The 16,736-nt window shown below is 67.8% G+C and carries 12 protein-coding genes and 1 pseudogene; 4 read left to right on the top strand and 9 right to left on the bottom strand.

Annotated elements, in window-relative coordinates; all coding sequences use genetic code 11:
• Window positions 1-49 precede the first annotated feature (49 nt).
• On the top strand, window positions 50-1,189 hold the full coding sequence (locus QM711_RS13195) for an integrase (RefSeq protein ID WP_415100059.1): 1,140 nt from the start codon (window positions 50-52) through the stop codon (window positions 1,187-1,189).
• A 95-nt stretch (window positions 1,190-1,284) separates the two neighbouring features.
• Here QM711_RS13195 and QM711_RS13190 read toward each other — a convergent pair whose 3' ends face one another.
• Complete coding sequence (locus tag QM711_RS13190) at window positions 1,285-2,691, bottom strand: ROK family protein (RefSeq protein ID WP_415100057.1); 1,407 nt, start codon at window positions 2,689-2,691, stop codon at window positions 1,285-1,287.
• Window positions 2,692-2,800: 109 nt separating this feature from the next.
• Here QM711_RS13190 and QM711_RS13185 point away from each other — a divergent pair, with 109 nt between their 5' ends.
• Both QM711_RS13185 and QM711_RS13180 read left to right on the top strand, forming a co-directional pair.
• Window positions 2,801-4,726, top strand: a complete 1,926-nt coding sequence (locus QM711_RS13185) for a universal stress protein (RefSeq protein WP_415100055.1) — start codon at window positions 2,801-2,803, stop codon at window positions 4,724-4,726.
• A gap of 85 nt (window positions 4,727-4,811) precedes the next feature.
• The gene (locus QM711_RS13180; RefSeq protein WP_415100053.1) at window positions 4,812-5,309 is read left to right on the top strand and encodes a universal stress protein; all 498 of its coding nucleotides are present in this window, start codon (window positions 4,812-4,814) and stop codon (window positions 5,307-5,309) included.
• A gap of 87 nt (window positions 5,310-5,396) precedes the next feature.
• Here QM711_RS13180 and QM711_RS13175 read toward each other — a convergent pair whose 3' ends face one another.
• From QM711_RS13175 to QM711_RS13140, 8 genes and pseudogenes are all read right to left on the bottom strand, one after another.
• Window positions 5,397-6,233, bottom strand: coding sequence for a PRD domain-containing protein (locus QM711_RS13175; RefSeq protein WP_415100051.1), 837 nt, complete (start codon window positions 6,231-6,233; stop codon window positions 5,397-5,399).
• A 52-nt stretch (window positions 6,234-6,285) separates the two neighbouring features.
• Window positions 6,286-8,331, bottom strand: coding sequence for a glucose PTS transporter subunit IIA (locus QM711_RS13170; RefSeq protein WP_415100049.1), 2,046 nt, complete (start codon window positions 8,329-8,331; stop codon window positions 6,286-6,288).
• A gap of 292 nt (window positions 8,332-8,623) precedes the next feature.
• Complete coding sequence (locus tag QM711_RS13165; RefSeq protein WP_415100922.1) at window positions 8,624-9,109, bottom strand: universal stress protein; 486 nt, start codon at window positions 9,107-9,109, stop codon at window positions 8,624-8,626.
• A gap of 45 nt (window positions 9,110-9,154) precedes the next feature.
• Window positions 9,155-10,330: pseudogene (locus QM711_RS13160) on the bottom strand (SLC13 family permease); the annotation flags it as partial.
• Between the two features lie 94 nt (window positions 10,331-10,424).
• Window positions 10,425-11,522 (bottom strand): hypothetical protein, encoded by a 1,098-nt coding sequence (locus QM711_RS13155; protein WP_415100047.1) that lies wholly within the window; start codon window positions 11,520-11,522, stop codon window positions 10,425-10,427.
• Between the two features lie 14 nt (window positions 11,523-11,536).
• Window positions 11,537-12,592, bottom strand: coding sequence for a D-2-hydroxyacid dehydrogenase (locus QM711_RS13150; RefSeq protein WP_415100045.1), 1,056 nt, complete (start codon window positions 12,590-12,592; stop codon window positions 11,537-11,539).
• On the bottom strand, window positions 12,585-13,958 hold the full coding sequence (locus QM711_RS13145) for an MFS transporter (RefSeq protein WP_415100043.1): 1,374 nt from the start codon (window positions 13,956-13,958) through the stop codon (window positions 12,585-12,587). Before QM711_RS13145 ends, QM711_RS13150 begins: the two co-directional genes overlap by 8 nt.
• 270 nt (window positions 13,959-14,228) lie before the next feature.
• Window positions 14,229-15,023, bottom strand: coding sequence for an IclR family transcriptional regulator (locus tag QM711_RS13140; RefSeq protein WP_415100041.1), 795 nt, complete (start codon window positions 15,021-15,023; stop codon window positions 14,229-14,231).
• Between the two features lie 148 nt (window positions 15,024-15,171).
• Here QM711_RS13140 and QM711_RS13135 point away from each other — a divergent pair, with 148 nt between their 5' ends.
• Entirely contained in the window at window positions 15,172-16,653 is a 1,482-nt protein-coding gene (locus QM711_RS13135; protein WP_415100039.1) for a glutamate-cysteine ligase family protein, read from the top strand.
• The last annotated feature ends 83 nt before the right edge of the window (window positions 16,654-16,736 follow it).

Raw genomic sequence — 16,736 nt, 5'->3', positions numbered from 1 at the left:
TACCTGGAGGTTGTGGTTGTCGGCGCGGCACGAGATCACGAAACACTTGGTGAACACCTACGCGCAGGCCGATAAGGCGGGGAAGGGCAAGCTGCTGGACTCGCTCACCCAAACGACGGGATGGACACGAGATCACGCCCGGAGGGCGATCCGCCAGGCGGAGACTCAGCAGAGCGCCGGCCCACGGCGGCGCAAGCCGAAGTCGAGGAAGTACTCCGATGACGCGATGGCGGTATTGCACGAGGTCTGGTGGCTGGCTGGCCAGCCATCCGGCAAGTACTTGGCGGCGGTGATGGAGGACATCCTGAACCGGCTGATCCGCTTCGCCGAGCTCGACCGCGTCGACGCGCGGCTCACCCCCGACGTGCTGGATGAAGTGCGGGCCATGTCGCCGGCGACGATCGACCGCTACCTCAAGCCGTATCGAGCCGGCGCCCGTTCAGAAGGCATCGCCCTTGTGAAGCCGGGCCAGATCCTCCGGCCCGCAGTTCATACCTACTCCGCCGCGGGCGAGCAGTGCTGTGCTGGCTCCCTGGAGTTGAACGCGGTCGCCCACTGCGGCGGCGAGGTTCGCGGTGACTTTCTGTGGACCGTGACGGTGACCGAGCCGACGACCGGCTGGACGCTGCTGCGGACGGCTTCCAACGGGTCGGTCCGGAATGTGGCCGCCGCGATGGACTGGATTGTCGAGAGCGTGCCCCTGCCCGTGGCGGGCGTGGTGGTCGGGAAGGGCAACGAGTTCATCCGCCGAGCGGTGGCTCACTGGGGCACGGAGCGGCGAATCGCAGTACTGCAGGGTCCGGATCAGTGTGACAGGCACACGGTCAGCGAACAGGCCGACGCGGAACGGGGCAAGGGCCATGCGTTCCGCGTTCGCTACCGGTCCGAGGCCGAGCGACTCTTGCTCGACCGACTATGGGAACTCAGCGCCGCCCGCCGCAACCACCTCTTGCCCTGTGTGAAGGCAACGGGGTGGGTCGAGTCCAGCACCGGGCGCCGGCGGACCTACGACAGACTGCGCACCCCCTACCAGCGGTTGCTTGAGCAACCGAGCCTTGCACCCACGGTCCGTGCCCGCCTCCACCATGAGCACGAGCAGTTGAACCCTGCCCAGATCACTCGTGACATCGAACGCATTCAGCTCGAACTTCAGGGCCACCGCGAGCCGGGTAGGGATCTGCCCGCCTGAGAACTGTCCGCGGTTTCGCTGCCGATGGCTCGCGGTACGACTCCGAAGCGGGCCGGCGCCGTCAGATCTGCCCCGGGCTCGCCGGCCGCAGGTGGTCAACGGCCGGCGGACCCTGACCGGGATGGGATGAAGCTCAGCGGATCCGCCTGTAACAGGCGGCGTGCCTGCTCAACGGCGCCGAGCGCCACGACGTCACCGCCCAAGGTGCTGGCGATGATGTCGGGTACCGGCGGAGGGCAATGGGCATGCAGTTGCCGTCGTGCGGCACGCAGAGCCGGCTCGATGGCGGGTGCGATAGCTCCCGCTACGACAATCGTGGTGACGTCGAGCAGGCTGCCCAGGATCATCGCGACCCGCGCCAGTCGCCTGCCGAGCCGGGCCACGATCTCCTGGGCTCCGGGAGCGCCCTGCTCTGCGGCGTGGAAGACCCAGGCGGCGTCGACTGCTCCGGATGGCTGTGGCAGGACGCCCTGGCGGGTCGTGCGCTCATCGGCGAGCAGTTCGAGCGCCCAGGTGCGCGCCAAGGCGGCGAGGCCGTCGGGGGATCCCGCGCCCACGACGATGCCCATCGCGCGCAACTCGCCGGCACCGCCGTGGGCTCCGCGCAGGAGGCGTCCGTCGACGATCAGGCCTGCGCCGAACCTCTCGCCGGACAGCAGCGCGGCGATGTTCTCGCCGGCGCTCAGGCACGTTCGCTCAGCGATCACAGCCAGGTTGGCGTCGTTCTCGACAATGACCTTTCCGGGCAGCACGTCTGGGAAGCCCGGATTCATAGCCGTCCAGAAGCCTTTGTCATCGACCGGAGACCGACCATCGGCGTCCACGGGTGCAGGTACTCCGGCAACGCTGATCAGCACCTCGTCGGCGCTCGCGCCCACTCCCGCCAGCAGATCGGCGATCAGAGTCGATGTCGTTGACAGGCGCTCCCGCCCCGACGCCGAGGCCGCCCGTAGAAGCGACTCGCGAGTGCCCAATGGCCGGCCGTGCAGATCTGTCAGTACAGCTCGCAGCCGGTGCTCGCCGGCGTCGAGTCCGAGCAGAAGTCCGGCGTCGGGAGGCACTCGATAGCGCCGCGACGGTCGTCCCCTACGGCCGGCCGGGGCAACGTCGGGGACTTCCTCGAGCCAGCCGCCCGCCGTCAGGTCGGCGCACACTCCAAGGACGGTCGCCCGGGTCAGGGCGGTGGCGCTCATCACGTCTCCGGTGCTGAACTCCTCGGCATCGAGCGCATAGCGAAGCACCGCATCCCCGTTGATCCGCCGCATCACCCGGGGCGAACTGGCAGAGTTGACCGGCACAAAGCCGACCCTACTAGGAACGATGGAGCAAGCGGAGACCGTCGTGACATTCGACCGGTGCCGCGCCGAGGCTGTGCGGCACTTCCTGCTGGCGAACATTATTTGATGAGGCACGCTTTCGTATTCGCGAACATCTTTTCGTGAGTCATGCTGCATCGTCGCCGGGCACGAATCCTGAGGCATGCGCGCGAGGGCGTGAATCATGTTCCGACCGCGCAGTGCGTGCCCACGGCAGTGCCGCTATCTGGTCGATCGTGGTATCGCGGACGCCATTCTCTGAGGCAAGTGCGACCCTTTCTCTTCGTGTAACGGCATGGTAACGTTCGCCGCGATCTGGACCAACGATGCCGAGGAGACCTGCATGACGACCCTGACCAGGGACAAGATTGCAACAGCCGATATACCGATTGAGCCCGAGGACAGTAGAAAGCCGCTGCTCAGCACGCAGACGATCCTCCTGATGAATCTTGGCGGCTTTGGTACATCATTCGCGTTCGGGCTGCAACAGACCGCGATCAATCCACTGTTCGCAATGATGGGTGCTGACGGGCATTCGCTGCCTATTCTGAACCTGGCCGGTCCGATGACCGGCCTGCTTGTCCAGCCGATGATCGGCGTGCTGAGCGACCGCACCTGGCATCCAAAGTTCGGCCAGCGCCGACCCTACATCGTCGCCGGCTGCATTCTCGCAGCGCTCTGCCTGTTCTTGTTCCCGTTCGTTTCAGCCATCTGGATGGCGGTCGTCCTGCTCTGGGCGATGGACGCCGGCAACAACACCGCCGCCGAGCCCTACAAGGCACTGATCGCCGGCAAACTGCGGTTGTCGCAGCGCACCCAGGGCTTCCTGCTCCAAGCCATGCTCGGCGCAGCAGGCGGGATCGTGGCCAACGTGGCCCTGTTCGGCTTCCAGCAGCTGGTCCACGGGAGCTCGGCGGCCGGCATTCCCAACTGGGTTCCGGCGGTGTTCTGGACCGGTGCTGCGTGCGCGCTGATCACCGTGATGATCTCGGCGGTCTACACCAAGGAGATTCCGCCGACCGACGAGGAACTGGCCGCGATGAGGAGCCAGGGGTCCAGTCCGGTCGCCATCGTGACCGAGATCGCGAGTGCGGTCAAGGAAATGCCGATGGGTATGCACAAGCTCGGTCTGGTCTACGCCTTTCAGTGGTACGGCCTGTTCATTTGGTGGCAGTTCGCCTCGCTGGCCATCGGAAAGTCCGTCTTCAATGCCGAGCCCGGCGGGTCCGGCTATGAAGAGGCCGTCGGCTGGACCGGCCTGGCCAATGCGTGGGGCTCGATCGTCCAACTCCTGGTGTCACTGGCCCTAATTCCGATCGCGGTGCGCTTCGGCGCGAAGCGTGTCCATTCGGCCTGTCTGCTGGTCGCGGGGGTAGGTTTCTCGATCTTCCCGCACGTTGCCGACCGGTACCTTATGTTCCTGCCGCTGATCGGCTATGGCGTCGCGATGGCAAGTATCGCTTCGCTACCATATGTGATGGCTACCTCGATGGTTCCCAAGGCCCGGATCGGCGTCTACCTCGGCATCCTGAACATGATGATCGTGGTGCCGCAGTTGGTGCAGACGCTGACCTTCGGCTGGATCTACGAACATCTGCTCGGCAACGATCCGGGCAACGCGATGACGTTCTGCGGCGTGTTGTTCGCACTCGGTGGGATCGCCGCGATGTGGGTGAATGCGCCGCCGGCAGACGAAGAGTCGCCGATCATGCCGCTGGGTTCCCCACGTCGAATCACGTCGGTCTACCGACGAGTGATCGTCGGTTCGGACGGCACACCGGCGTCGCTGGCAACGGTTGGCCATGCCGCCGGATTGGCGGCGGCTGCCGAGGCACGATTGGTCGTGGTGTCCGCCTATAATCCGGATCTCTCCGCCGGGCTCGGCAGACCTGGCGCGCACGAGCACCGCGATCTCTACGGCGAAGCCGCAGCACGAGCCGCGGTCGAGGCATCGGTCCGCGAACTCACCAAACAGCGCTTCAAGCGGATCGAAACCCATACGATCGCCGCCAGCCCGGCCCAAGCCGTCCTGGAGGCGGCGGGCAGAGATCCCGACAATCTGATCGTGGTGGGCAACCGCGGTTTGGGCGCGGCCAGTGGTGAGGCGCTGGGCGCCGTCCCCCGAGAGATCGTCAAGCAGGCGGTGTGCAACGTGATGATCGTGCAGACCAACGACGACGGCTCGGTGATATCAGGTGGCGGGGGCCAAAGGCCGGCCTGATACCGGCTGTTCGCCGGGTGGCGCGACCGCCACCCGGCGAATGCCGCCACCCCGACCAATCGCACAGACACTGAGGAGATGAACGATGAAGTGGAAGAACCTCGTTGTAGGGGTCGACGGGTCCGCCAGCAGCCGAGCAGCTTTGCAGTGGGCCTATGACGTGGCACTGGCGCAGAACGCGGAACTCACCACCCTGATGACCTGGCGGCCGGTGCCGCCGCCGCCCAGTGGGTCCGCGTCCACCTACAACCCGGAGTACGACGACACCGACCAGGCGGCCGTCGCCGAGAAGGAACTGCTCGAAATCATCCGCGACGAGTTGGGCGACGACCCAGCGGTACTCATCCGGCCGAAGGTGCTCGCGGGGCGCGCGGCGAAGGCGCTGATCGATGCCTCCCAAGACGCCGATCTGCTGGTCGTCGGCAGCCGGGGGATCGGGGGGTTCGCCGGCATGCTCCTGGGATCTGTCAGTCAGCATGTCGCGGCCCATGCGGTCTGCACCGTCGTCGTCGTCCGCTCGCCGAGCGGTGACGAGTCGGCAACGGTCGCGGATGGGTTGTCATCGTCGGACGACCCAAGCTGAATCGGGCGAGTCAGCACGCAGTGCACGTCCTGACGGCGAACCAGGTGGCGCCCGTTCCTGCCGGGACGGGCGCGACACCTGGCCCTGTTACCGATCGGGTGTCGTCACCCGGGCGACGTGCAGTGCGAGGTAGGAGATCTCGTCGGCGGTGAGCGCCGAGCCGAGCCGCAACTCCAGGACGCCGGACAGCCGGACGGCGACGTCGGCGGCATCGGGGAAGCTCTCCCGGATCGCCTGGCCGACCGGGGTCGGCGCGGAGTTGAGCTGCTTGTGGTTGTGGATCCGGACGAAAAGGTAGCGCAGGTGGGTGATGAACCGCCCGACGCTGACGCTGCCCGGGTCCAGGGTGATTCCATAAGCCTGTTCGATGACCGTGACAAGCTGCTGGATCACTCCGGTCATCCGGTACGTGTACGACAGGTCGCCGGTCGCGAAACCGGCGTTGACCAGGTGCAATGCCAGACCGACGGCCTCGCTGTCGGGAAGTCGGACGTCGCTGCGGGCGTTGATCTCGATGAGCAGCGCCTCGGCTTGGCGGTACTCGTCGGTGTACAGGTGTTGCACCTCGGCGAGCAGGGGATAGGCGATGTCCATGCCCAGGTTGACCCGGCGGATCGCGAAGCTCACGTGGTCTGCCAGGGCGATGACGACGGCCGGGTTCCGGCTGACCGAGTCCAGCCCGACGGCGCTGATCGACTGGCTGACCAGGTGGATGTGCTCGGGTGGGATGCCGGCGAGCAGTTCGGCTAGGTGATCCGGATCGCGGCCGTCGGCAGGGACGAAGACCCGGACGATCTTGCTGCCGTCCACTCGCTGTCCCGGCTTGGCCTGAAAACCGAGGCCGCGGCCGGTCAGGATGACTTCGCGTCCGGTCTCATCAAGGGCGAGTACCAGGTTGTTGTTGAAGACGCGGACAATCTCCATGGGTTCGGACCGGTGGCCGCCCCCTCGCGGGGACGGCCACCGGTCACTCCTCTCAGGCCTCGATGTCGATGACCGGATCGCCCAGGGAGACCTCGCCCGGGGCAGCCGGCGTGACCGACTTCAAGGTGGCCGTGTTGATCACCACGACCATCGTGGTGGTGTCGTAGCCGGCCGCCTTGACGGCGTCCAGATCGACGGTGGCCATCAGGTCGCCGACCTCGACGCGCTGGTCCTTGGCCACGTCGAGGTGGAAGCCCTTGCCCTCCAGCTGGACGGTGTCGATGCCGACGTGCACCAGCACCTCGACGCCGTCGTCGGTCTTGATCCCAAAGGCGTGGCCGCTCTCGGGAACCGTCATCAGCACGCCGGCCACCGGGGCGGTGACGTGACCGTCCGAGGGGACGATGCCGACGCCGTCACCGAGCGCCTTGGAAGCGAACACCTTGTCGTTGACCTCGGTGAGCGCGACCAGTTGGCCGGCGACCGGGGCGGCGACCGTCCGGGTGGCGACCATGGTGGCGACGCCACCGGCAGCGGCCGGAGCGGTAGTCACGGTGACAGCGGACGCCGCCGGGGCGGCGGTCGCGGCAGCGGCGGCCTGCTCGGCCTCGAACTCAGCCTTCTGCTCGGGGGTGCGGTAGTCGCTGGCGATGACCAGGAGCATCGACACCACGAAGGCGGCGGCGATCGAGATGGCGTAGACCCCCATCGGGGTGAAGACCGGGATGGTGAGCAGCGAGGTGAACGCGAAGGCGCCGGTCTTGACGGTGCCGAACATCCAGCCGAGGATGCCGATGGTCACGCCACCGACCGCACAGCCGATCAGCATGCGCGGGTAGATCCGCTTGTAGCGCAGGTGAATGCCGTACAGGGACGGTTCCGAAATGCCGCCCAGCAAGCCTGCGGCGAGAGCGCCGATCGCGGTCTGCCGCACCTCGTTGTCCTTGACTCTGCTGGCGACGACGAGGACGCCGGCGGTGGCACCGAAGCAGGCGAAGTTCCAGGTACCCATCGGACCCTGGATGAAGTCCTGATGCCCCGTCGCTGCGCTGCTGATGTTGGCCAGCATCAGCGCATTGAGCGGCCAGTGCAGGCCCAACGGCACCAGGAACGGGTAGATCATCGGGATCAGAACGGCGAACAGCAACGGCACCGTGTTGTTCAGCCAAGCCAGCCCGGCACCCAGGCCGGTGCCCAGCCACATGCTGATCGGGCCGATGATGAAGCCGGTGATGGGGATCATGATCAGCAGGCAGAAGAACGGCACGAAGACCATCTGCACGTTTGCCGGGAAGATCTTCTGCAGCAGCTTGTACAGCTGGGCCAGCACCGCGACCATGATCAGCGGCACGAACACTTGGCCGCCGTAGCCGTTCAACTGCATCGGCAGGCCGAAGATCTGCGCGATGCACTGGTCGGTGCCCAGAGTGGCGTTCGTGGTGCAGACGGTGTCCGCCGCCTTGCTGAGCGACAGGAACTCGGGGGTGAACAGCGCGGCCATGATGGAGGCACCGATCCACGGATCGACCTTCAGTGCCTTGGAGGCGTTGTAGGCGACCATGATCGGCAGGAAGTACAGCACCGAGCGCCACATGGAGTCCCAGAACACCCAGGTGGCACCGGCGGCGGTCAGCCGGTCGACGCCCTGGAACGGGACGAGGTGCACGGCGTCCAGGACGGCGGCGATCGCGATGATCAGCGACGAACCGAGCAGCACGCCGAGCAGTGGCCGGAACGAGTTCGACAGGTACTCGAAGAACGCGTCCAGCCAGGCCACCTTGCCCCGGGCCTTGGCCCGCTCGGCGGCCTTGATGTCGGCGTCGCTGGAGGCCGCCGGCTTCGCGCCGCCCTTCATCGACGGCAGGTTGGTGATGTCGGCGTAGACCGACGCGACCGCGCCGCCGATGACCACCTGATAGCGGTCACCGCTTTGCGGTACGGCACCCATGACGCCGGGAATGGCCTCCAGCGCCTTGGTGTCGACCTGGCCGGCGTCCTTGAGTTCGAAGCGCAGCCGGGTCGCACAGTGGGTGAGACTTGTGATGTTGCCGGGACCGCCGATCTTCTCGACGATCTGCTCGGCCGTAGTGGACGCCATTGTCGTTCCTATCTACTAACTCGGGGAATCTATTCGGAAACAAAAAACGACCCGAGTTGCACCGCTAGATGCAGCTCAGGTCTTGCCCCTAGGCGGGTAACAACCCTCGTGGCGAGCGTGTTGCTCTGAAGGCACAGTAGCACCCGGGGCCCCGGCTCGCAGCAACTTCAGCCGGACACCTCGGCGATGTCGTGAACCCCTCCCTAACTACCTGTGCCCTCCCGCAGGTGGGAGGGCACAGGTAGTTAGGCAGGGCCCTGGCGAGTCGGCCGATCCCGCACGGCGGTGCTGCTCAGCGATCGGGTGGTGGCGGCGGAATCGAACCCAGATCGGGGACGTCGCCGGGCCAGATCAGCAGCACTCGGCAGGGCGCGTGATCGACCACGAAGCGGGTGTGCTTGCCGAGGCTGTGCGGTCCCAGTCGGCCGCGGTCGCCGTCCCGGCCGAGGATCAGATAGTCGGCGTCGCCGGCCGCCGCGGTGACGATGCGTTCGGGAAAGCCGGACTCGAGCCGCACCGTGGCGTCGGCGCCGAGCCGCTGCCGCGCTGCGCGCAGCATGTCCTCGGCGGCGTCCCGGCTGAGCTGGTCAAGCTCCTCGGTGGCTTTCCGCCGCGGTCCGCGTCCCATCAACGAACCGAACCCCGGATCGGGTGGCCCGGGGGACTCCTCCCGGACGCAGATCAGGGTCACCTCGCACGGGCGGCCTCCGGCGAGGTCGCGGGCGGCGTCCACACAGGCCGGCCAGGTGCCCTCTCGTACCCAGATCGTGATTCTCATGCCACACCTCCGACGGTCAGCGAAACCCACAGTGCCAGGACTCCCACGACGATGGCGATGGGGGTGGCCAGCAGGCCGAGCAGGGTGAACTCCTGGATCGGCGTTCTCGTGATCGTGGGCCTGGACGATCCGCCGCCACAGCAGGGTGGCCAGTGATCCGACGTAGGTCAGGTTGGGCCCGACGTTGACGCCGATCAGCACGGCCAGCACCGCCCCGGCGCCGGACTCCGCCGCGAACGGCAACAACACCAGCACCGCCGGCAGGTTGTTGACCAGGTTGGCCAGCAGCGCGGCCAGCCCCGCCCACAGCAACAGCGCCGCCAGCGACTGCCCGGACGGGACGATCCGGCCGATCGCCTCACCCAGCCCGCCCTCGACGACCGCGGTCACCACGATGCCCAGCGACAGCACGAAACCGAGGAACCCCAGGTTGATGAAGCCCGGGATGTCCCTGGCGGTGACCTGCTTGAGCCTCAGCGCCCGTACCAGCAGCACCAGCGCACCGGCCAGCGCCACCCATGCCGCCTCGACCTGGAACAGGGACGCGACCACGAAGCCGGCCAGGGTGAGCGCCAGCACGATCGCCGAGAACCGGGGCAGCGGCGGAACCTCGGGCGGCTCTGGATTGCTCGCCGGGATGGACAGGTCGGAGGCGAAGAACTGGCGGAAGGCCAGGTATTCGACGACCAGGACGGCGAGCCAGGGCAGCGCCATCAGGCCGGCGAACGATACGAAGGTCAGGCCGGCCGCCGACAGCGCCAGCAGGTTCGTCAGGTTAGACACCGGCAGCAACAGCGAGCCGGCGTTGGCCAGATGGGTGCACGCGTAGGCATGCGGTTTGGGCCGGACCCCCATCCGGGACGCGGTGGCGAAGACCACCGGCGTCAGCAGCACCACCGTGGCGTCCAGCGAGAGCACGGCCGTCACCGCGGCGGCCAGGACGAACACGAAGACCAGCAGCCGGTGGGCGTCGCCGCGACTCTTGGCGGCCATCAGGGCGCCGGCGTAGCGGAACAGGCCGTCGGCGTCGCACAACTCGCTGATCACCAGCACCGCGGCCAGGAAGGCGACCACCGGGAACAGATGTGCGATCTCGGCCCAGGCCTGGTCCCAGCCGAGCGCGCCGGTGAGCAGCACGATCACTGCGGCCGGGACGGCGGCGACCGCCTCAGGCAGGCCACGCGGCCGGACGACGGCGAAGCCGAGGACCACCGCCAGCATTGCGATCGAGATCACTTCGCCCACGGGCGTTCACCCTAGTAGTGCCGCTTCGGAGTGGTTCTCACCCGAGCGGGCGGGTCGCCCGGGCGGGGGTTCAGCCGCGGCGCAAGGACGCGGGACCGCCCGGCACGCCGATCCGGACGCCGGTGTCGGCGAGGCCGCCGTTCGCCACCGCGTAGACGGCGAGACAGCGGTCGGCGTACAGCTGGGCCACGATCCGCCGGGAGTCCCGGCTGAACACCACGCCCTGGGCTGCCGCACCGGTGGCCACCTCGCCCACCCGGCGCAGCTCGCCGTCGTTGTTCGCGAACAGCACCAGGGAGCCGGTGGCGCTGTGGCCCGGATGATCGGACGGCAGCTGGCTGCCGGCCATGCACAAGGCGGCGACCCAGGCGCCGTCGGGAGAGATCGCGACGCCCTCGGGTACCGACGGCACGGCTGCGTGTGCGACCGCCCGGAACGGCACCGAGGACGTGTCGACCAGGGTGATCAGGTCTGCGTCGCCCGCGCTGACCCCGTTGCGAGACTCCTTGCCGGCGTAGCCGACGGCGCCGATCACGGCCCAGTGCCCGTCCGCGTCGTTGTCCACGACATAGGGACTGACTCCGGTGGCGATCCGGTGCGGACGCAGTGCAGCCCCGTCCCCGGTCAGGTCGACCACCACCGCACCCTGTTCGTCGCGCAACGACACGATCGCCGCGCTGCCATCGGCGATCAGTCCGACTCCGGCGAGCCTGCCGTCGGAGAGGGTGAGCCGCTGGCGTTCGGTGACGGTGCCGTCCTGGACGCCGAAGACGATCAGCGTGCCGCTCACCGTGGTGACCAGCAGCCGGCCGCCGTCCGGGGTGAAGGCGACCGCTTGCGGGTGGCTGCCGAGCTCGATGACGTCCACCGCCGGGTGTTCGCCGTCGAACCGCACGAGCTGCAGCACGTCGTGGAACACCAAAGCGGCCGCGGCGCGATCGTAGGAGGTGGGCGCCGCGACGGCGGCGAGCCGTCCGTCGGGGGAGAGCGCCACGGCTTGCGGCGGCCCGACGATCGAGGTCCGGACGTCAACGGTGGCCAGCACGGCGGGCGGGTCGGCGTCCAGGTCGATCAGGCTGAGCGTGTCGGGACCGGTGCCGGCCGGGAACACGTCCCGGCCGGCGTCGCGGACCAGTTTGGCGTCATTGGCGCTGACGAACAGTTCCACCTCGGGCACACGCCTCAATAGCCCAGCGCCGGATCGACCACGTTGTGCAACGGCCGGCCGGCCAGATAGAGCCGGAGGTTGTCGCAGAAGATCTCACAGATCCGCTCGTCCTCGCGGCTGTCCAGACCACCCGAGTGTGGGCTGACAAGCACGTTCTCCAGATCCCACAACGGCGAGTCGGAGGGCAGCGGCTCGACCGCGAAGACGTCCAGGGCAGCGAAACCGACCTGTCCCGAGCGCAGCGCGTCGACCAGCGCGTCCTCGTCGATGACGGTGCCACGGCCCACGTTGACGATGGTCACCCCCGGCTTGGCCTTGGCCAGCAGCGCGGCGTTGACCAGCTTCTCGGTCTGCGGGGTGCCCGGCAGCGTGAGCACGATGTGGTCGGCGCGGCCGATGATGCTCTCCAGGTCATCCAGCGCGTGCACCTCGTCGACGTTATCGACCTCGCTGACTCGGCGCTTCACACCCAGCGTGGTCATGCCCAGCGCCTTGCAGCGCTTGGCCACCTGTTGGCCGATTCCGCCGAGGCCGGCGATCAGCACCGTGCTGCCCTCGATCGGACGCCCGACGACCCGGGTCGGCCACTCGTGCGCCCGCTGCTGACGCTGCAGCCGCGGGAGTTCCTTGCAGCCGCAGATCAGCCCGAAGATCGCCCATTCGGCCAGCGGAATGCCGTGCGCGCCGGCCGAGGTGGTGAACACGATCCGCTGCAACGCCTCCTCCGGCAACCCCGCGGCGACGACCTGGCCACCGCCGCCGGCGGCCATTGTCATCACCCAGCGCAGGTCGGGATTGGCGGCGACGGTGCGGGCCAGCGCGGGCGGTTGGACGTCCGGGATGCCGTAGAGCACTTCGGCCGAGTCGACCAGCTCGTCGAAGCGGGACTGCTGCTCCGGCGTCCGGCTGAACGACGGATCGCCGGCGAAGTCGGCCGGATGCCGCATCGGTGGCAGCAACTCCTGGTCGACCACCACCTCGACCCGTGGGTCGACGGCGGCGACCCGATCGCACAGTTCGGGGGCAAGCGGGGTGGCGACGACCACCCGCACCTTGTCCTGATCAGGCATGCACAGTCTCCTGTCCGGCGTCGTTGAGGTCCGTCAGACTACGGCCCCTGGTCTCCGGGGTGACGAACGACGAGAAGAACGAGATGAGGGCCAGAACCGCCGAGTAGATCGCGATCACCCACCAGGCGTTGCCGGTCGTGGCAAGCAGTGCCGCACCGACCAGGGGGGCGATACCGCCGGCGATGACGGCCGAGAACTCGCGTGCGGTCGCCACACCGGTGAACCGGTGGGAGTTGCCGAAGAGTTCGGGCAGCAGGGCGCACTGCGGGCCGAGCATCGACTGCACACCGATGCCGATGCCGACGCCCATCACCACGAGCACCAGCCAGGTCTGGCCGAGGGTGAGCAGCCAGAAGCCGGGGAAGGCGAAGACCGCGGTGAACAGGGCGCCCCAGCGATAGACCGGCACCCGGCCGACCCGGTCCGAGAGCGCGCCGAAGAAGACGACGGTGACGATCGAGATCGCGGCCGCGACGACGGCACCCCAGGTGCCGATCAATGCCTGACCCTTATAGGCGGGAAGGCTGGCGACGTAGGCCAGCAGCAGCGCCGAATAGATCGAGGAGTTGCCGTTCTCGCCCATCCGCAGACCGATGCCGACCAGGATGTTGCGCCTCGACGTGGCGATCGCCTGCCCGACGGACTGCTTGACCGGAGCGTCGCGGTGCGCCTCGGCCTCTTCGAGGGCCTCGAAGGCCGGGGACTCCTTGAGCCGCATCCGGATCACGACGGCGACGATGATCAGTACAGCGCCGAGCAGGAAGGGCACTCGCCAGAGCCAGCCGAAGAGAACCTCGCGATTGGCCATGCCCAGTAGCGCGAACGTGCCGGCGCCCAGCAGGGTGCCGATCTGGATGCCGACGAAGGGAAGGGCGGCGAAGAAGCCGCGTCGCTTCGGAGGTGCGAACTCGGAGATCAGCACCGTCGCGCCGGCCTGCTCGGCACCGGCGCCGAGACCTTGGGCGACCCGCAATGCGACCAGCAGGATGGCGCCCCAGATGCCGGCAACCTCATACGTGGGCAGCATGCCGATCAGCATCGACGAGCCACCCATCAAGGCGATGGTGATGATCAGCACCACCTTCCGGCCGATCTTGTCGCCCATCGCGCCGAAGATCAGGCCGCCGATGGGACGTGCGGCGAAACCGACCGCGTAGGTGCCGAAGGCAGCGATCGTGCCACCGGCGGGGCCGAGCGGCTTGAAGAAGAGTTCGCCGAAAATCAGTGCGCTGGCGAGCCCATAGATGTAGAAGTCGTAGTACTCCAGGGCGGACCCGACCGAGGAGGCCAGGGTAGCGCGGCGTAGTTGGACGGGATCGACGGTTGGCTCTGGGCTTGATGGCCGTACGGCTGAGGGTTGAGACACTGAGAGCTCCTTTGTTCTCTATGCGTGATCCCATCATGCTCCATAGAGTGAACAACGGTCAATAGAGCGAACAAAGTCGTGCGCTGTCCCTCGACGAGCTCGCCGAGCTGAGGGCCAACATGCGTTCGGCCAGTGCGCGGCGCGGTACGCGGGGAGGGCTCTTGGTGCCGCTGGGCGAGCGCTGCGGTACAGCTGGCACGAAGGGACGGTTCTTTCGCACCACCGTGCTGCGCGAGTGGAACGGAAGAACCGTCCCCGCGTACCGCTCGGCTAGCCGGCCGCCATCGGGTTGCCGAGCAGCATCGCGATCCGGGTGAGCTCGTCCACCATCAGTCGGCGGGTGTCCTCGTTCCAGTCGGACTTGTGCTTGGTGACGCTGATAGCCAGGACGGGTGCCCGAACGCCGCGGGTGGGCACCACCACCGCCACGCCCACCACGCTGTCCGCCGACTCCTCGTCGTCGATCGCATAGCCGCGGGCTCGGGCCAGGCGGACGTCCTTGAGCAGCCGCGCGACGGTCCGCCGGGAACGGGCGGTCATCCGGGGCAGTTCGTCGATGCCGTAGTAGAGCCGCTCGATCTCGGAGTCGTCCAGCCGGGCCAGCAAGGCCTTCCCCTGCGCGCACGAGGACGCCGGCAGCCGGTCGCCGATATTGGTCGTCAGCCGGATCGCCGGATGGCCCTCGTAGCGCGCCAGGCAGAGGGTGTCGATGCCGGCAGCGGTGGACAGCCGGAGGGTCTCGGAGCGGAACAGCGGCGACTCCAGGCAGGCCCGGTGGAATTCGCTGACCTGGTCGAGCCGGGCGAGGTAGGAGCCGCCGAGCTCGACCACCTTGCGACCCAGTGAGTAGCCGAGGTCGTCGCGGCGGACCAGGCCGCCCAGCTCCAAGGCGGTGCAAATCGTGCTGGTCGAGGACTTGGGCACGCCGAGGTCGCGGCTCAGGTCCGCCAAGGTCATCGTGCCGGACTCGCTGGCGGCGATGGCGTCCAGCACGGCGACCGCGCGACTGACAGCCGGGGCGGCGCCAGGGGGAGTGACGTCGGTACCGCCACGTACGGGAGACATGCCCGCACCCTAGCCGTTGTTCGCCTGATTGAACATGGTCCAGTGGGCTGTATGGCTGTGCCGAGCTGGGTCGCGGTTCGACCGCTCTGTGGGCTCGGCGACCGGTGGGTGGTGCGACCCGGCGTCCAGGTGAGCAATACTCCCCGCCATGGGACGCGACATCGAAGCCACGACGTACACCCGGGAGCAGCGGCAGCGGTACCGCGAGAAGGTGCAGCACTGCCTGGACGTGTTCGAGCAGATGCTCGCCGCCGACAGTTTCGAGTTCGATGAGCCGCTCACCGGGATGGAGATCGAGCTCAACCTGGTCGGCACCGACTATCTGCCCCGGATGCGCAACGCCGATGTGCTGGCCGCCATCGCCGATCCGGACTATCAGACCGAACTCGGCCGGTTCAACATCGAGTTCAACGTGCCGCCGGGCGCGCTGGCCGGTGACGCCCTGGTACGGCTTGAGGCGTCGCTGCGCGCGTCCATCAACGAGGCGGAACGCCGTTCGGCGGCGCTCGGGACGCACATCATCATGACCGGCATCCTGCCGACCGTGATGCCGGAGACCTTCGAGGGCGACTGGATGAGTGAGAACGTCCGGTACGCGGCGATCAACGACGCCGTGCTGGCCGCCCGCGGCGAGGACATTCATATCGACATCGAGGGTCCGGGCGGCGAGACGCTGACCCGCTACATCGATTCGGTGGCACCGGAATCGGCGTGCACCTCGATGCAATTGCATCTTCAGGTGCGGCCGGACGAATTTGCCGATCACTGGAATGCCGCGCAGGTACTCGCCGGCCCGCAGTTGGCGCTGGCCGCGAACTCGCCATTCCTGATGGGGCGGCAGCTCTGGGCGGAGACCCGGATCGTGCTGTTCGGGCAGGCCACCGACACCCGGCCGATCGAGTACGCCAATCAGGGCGTCCGGCCGCGGGTGTGGTTCGGCGAGCGCTGGATCACCTCGATCTTCGACCTGTTCGAGGAGAACGCCCGCTGGTTCCCGGCGCTGCTGCCCGAGCTGGATCCGGAGGATCCGCAGGCGGTCTTCGACGGCGGCGGGACGCCGCAGCTGGCCGAGATGCGGCTGCACAACGGCACCATCTACCGGTGGAACCGGCCGATCTACGACGTGGCCGGTGGAACGCCGCACCTGCGACTGGAGAACCGGGTGCTGCCGGCCGGCCCGACCGTGGTGGACACCCTGGCCAACGCCGCGTTCTACTACGGCACCTTGCGGACTCTTGCGGCGGAGGACCGGCCGCTGTGGTCGCGGATGGCCTTCTCGACGGCGCGGGAGAACTTCCTGCAGGGATCGCGGCTCGGGATCGACGCCGACCTTTTCTGGCCCGGTGTCGGGGAACTGCCCGCATCGGAGTTGATCCTGCGCCATCTGCTGCCGCTCGCCCATCAGGGCCTGGACGCCTGGGGAGTCGACGCCGCGGTCCGGGACCGGCTGCTCGGCGTGGTCGAGGGCCGCTGCAAGACCGGCACCAACGGTGCGCAGTGGCAGGTCGAGGCCGTCCGGGCACTGGAGGCGGGGGGCGTCCCGCGGGTGGAGGCGTTGCGCCGGATGGTCGCGGCCTACGCCGAGCGGATGCACACCAACGCACCGGTCCACACCTGGGAAATGGTCTAACTCTGGTTGAGAAAAGTTAAGAGAAGGTATTCTTAGGAGCCCTATTTCCTTCCTATTTGTTACGCTCCGCTGGTTGGTTGCGA

It is taken from the genome of Micropruina sp. (assembly GCF_047602385.1).
Lineage (GTDB): Bacteria > Actinomycetota > Actinomycetes > Propionibacteriales > Propionibacteriaceae > Micropruina.
This window is presented reverse-complemented; position numbering and strand designations above follow the sequence as displayed.

Bases quoted from the DNA above. Each gene is read 5' to 3' on its own strand.
- QM711_RS13180 (WP_415100053.1), top strand. From the start codon at position 4,812: ATGAAGTGGAAGAACCTCGTTGTAGGGGTCGACGGGTCCGCCAGCAGC.
- QM711_RS13150 (WP_415100045.1), bottom strand. From the start codon at position 12,592: ATGCCTGATCAGGACAAGGTGCGGGTGGTCGTCGCCACCCCGCTTGCC.
- QM711_RS13170 (WP_415100049.1), bottom strand. From the start codon at position 8,331: ATGGCGTCCACTACGGCCGAGCAGATCGTCGAGAAGATCGGCGGTCCC.
- QM711_RS13175 (WP_415100051.1), bottom strand. From the start codon at position 6,233: ATGGAGATTGTCCGCGTCTTCAACAACAACCTGGTACTCGCCCTTGAT.
- QM711_RS13135 (WP_415100039.1), top strand. From the start codon at position 15,172: ATGGGACGCGACATCGAAGCCACGACGTACACCCGGGAGCAGCGGCAG.
- QM711_RS13140 (WP_415100041.1), bottom strand. From the start codon at position 15,023: ATGTCTCCCGTACGTGGCGGTACCGACGTCACTCCCCCTGGCGCCGCC.
- QM711_RS13185 (WP_415100055.1), top strand. From the start codon at position 2,801: ATGGTAACGTTCGCCGCGATCTGGACCAACGATGCCGAGGAGACCTGC.
- QM711_RS13190 (WP_415100057.1), bottom strand. From the start codon at position 2,691: ATGATTCACGCCCTCGCGCGCATGCCTCAGGATTCGTGCCCGGCGACG.
- QM711_RS13165 (WP_415100922.1), bottom strand. From the start codon at position 9,109: ATGAGAATCACGATCTGGGTACGAGAGGGCACCTGGCCGGCCTGTGTG.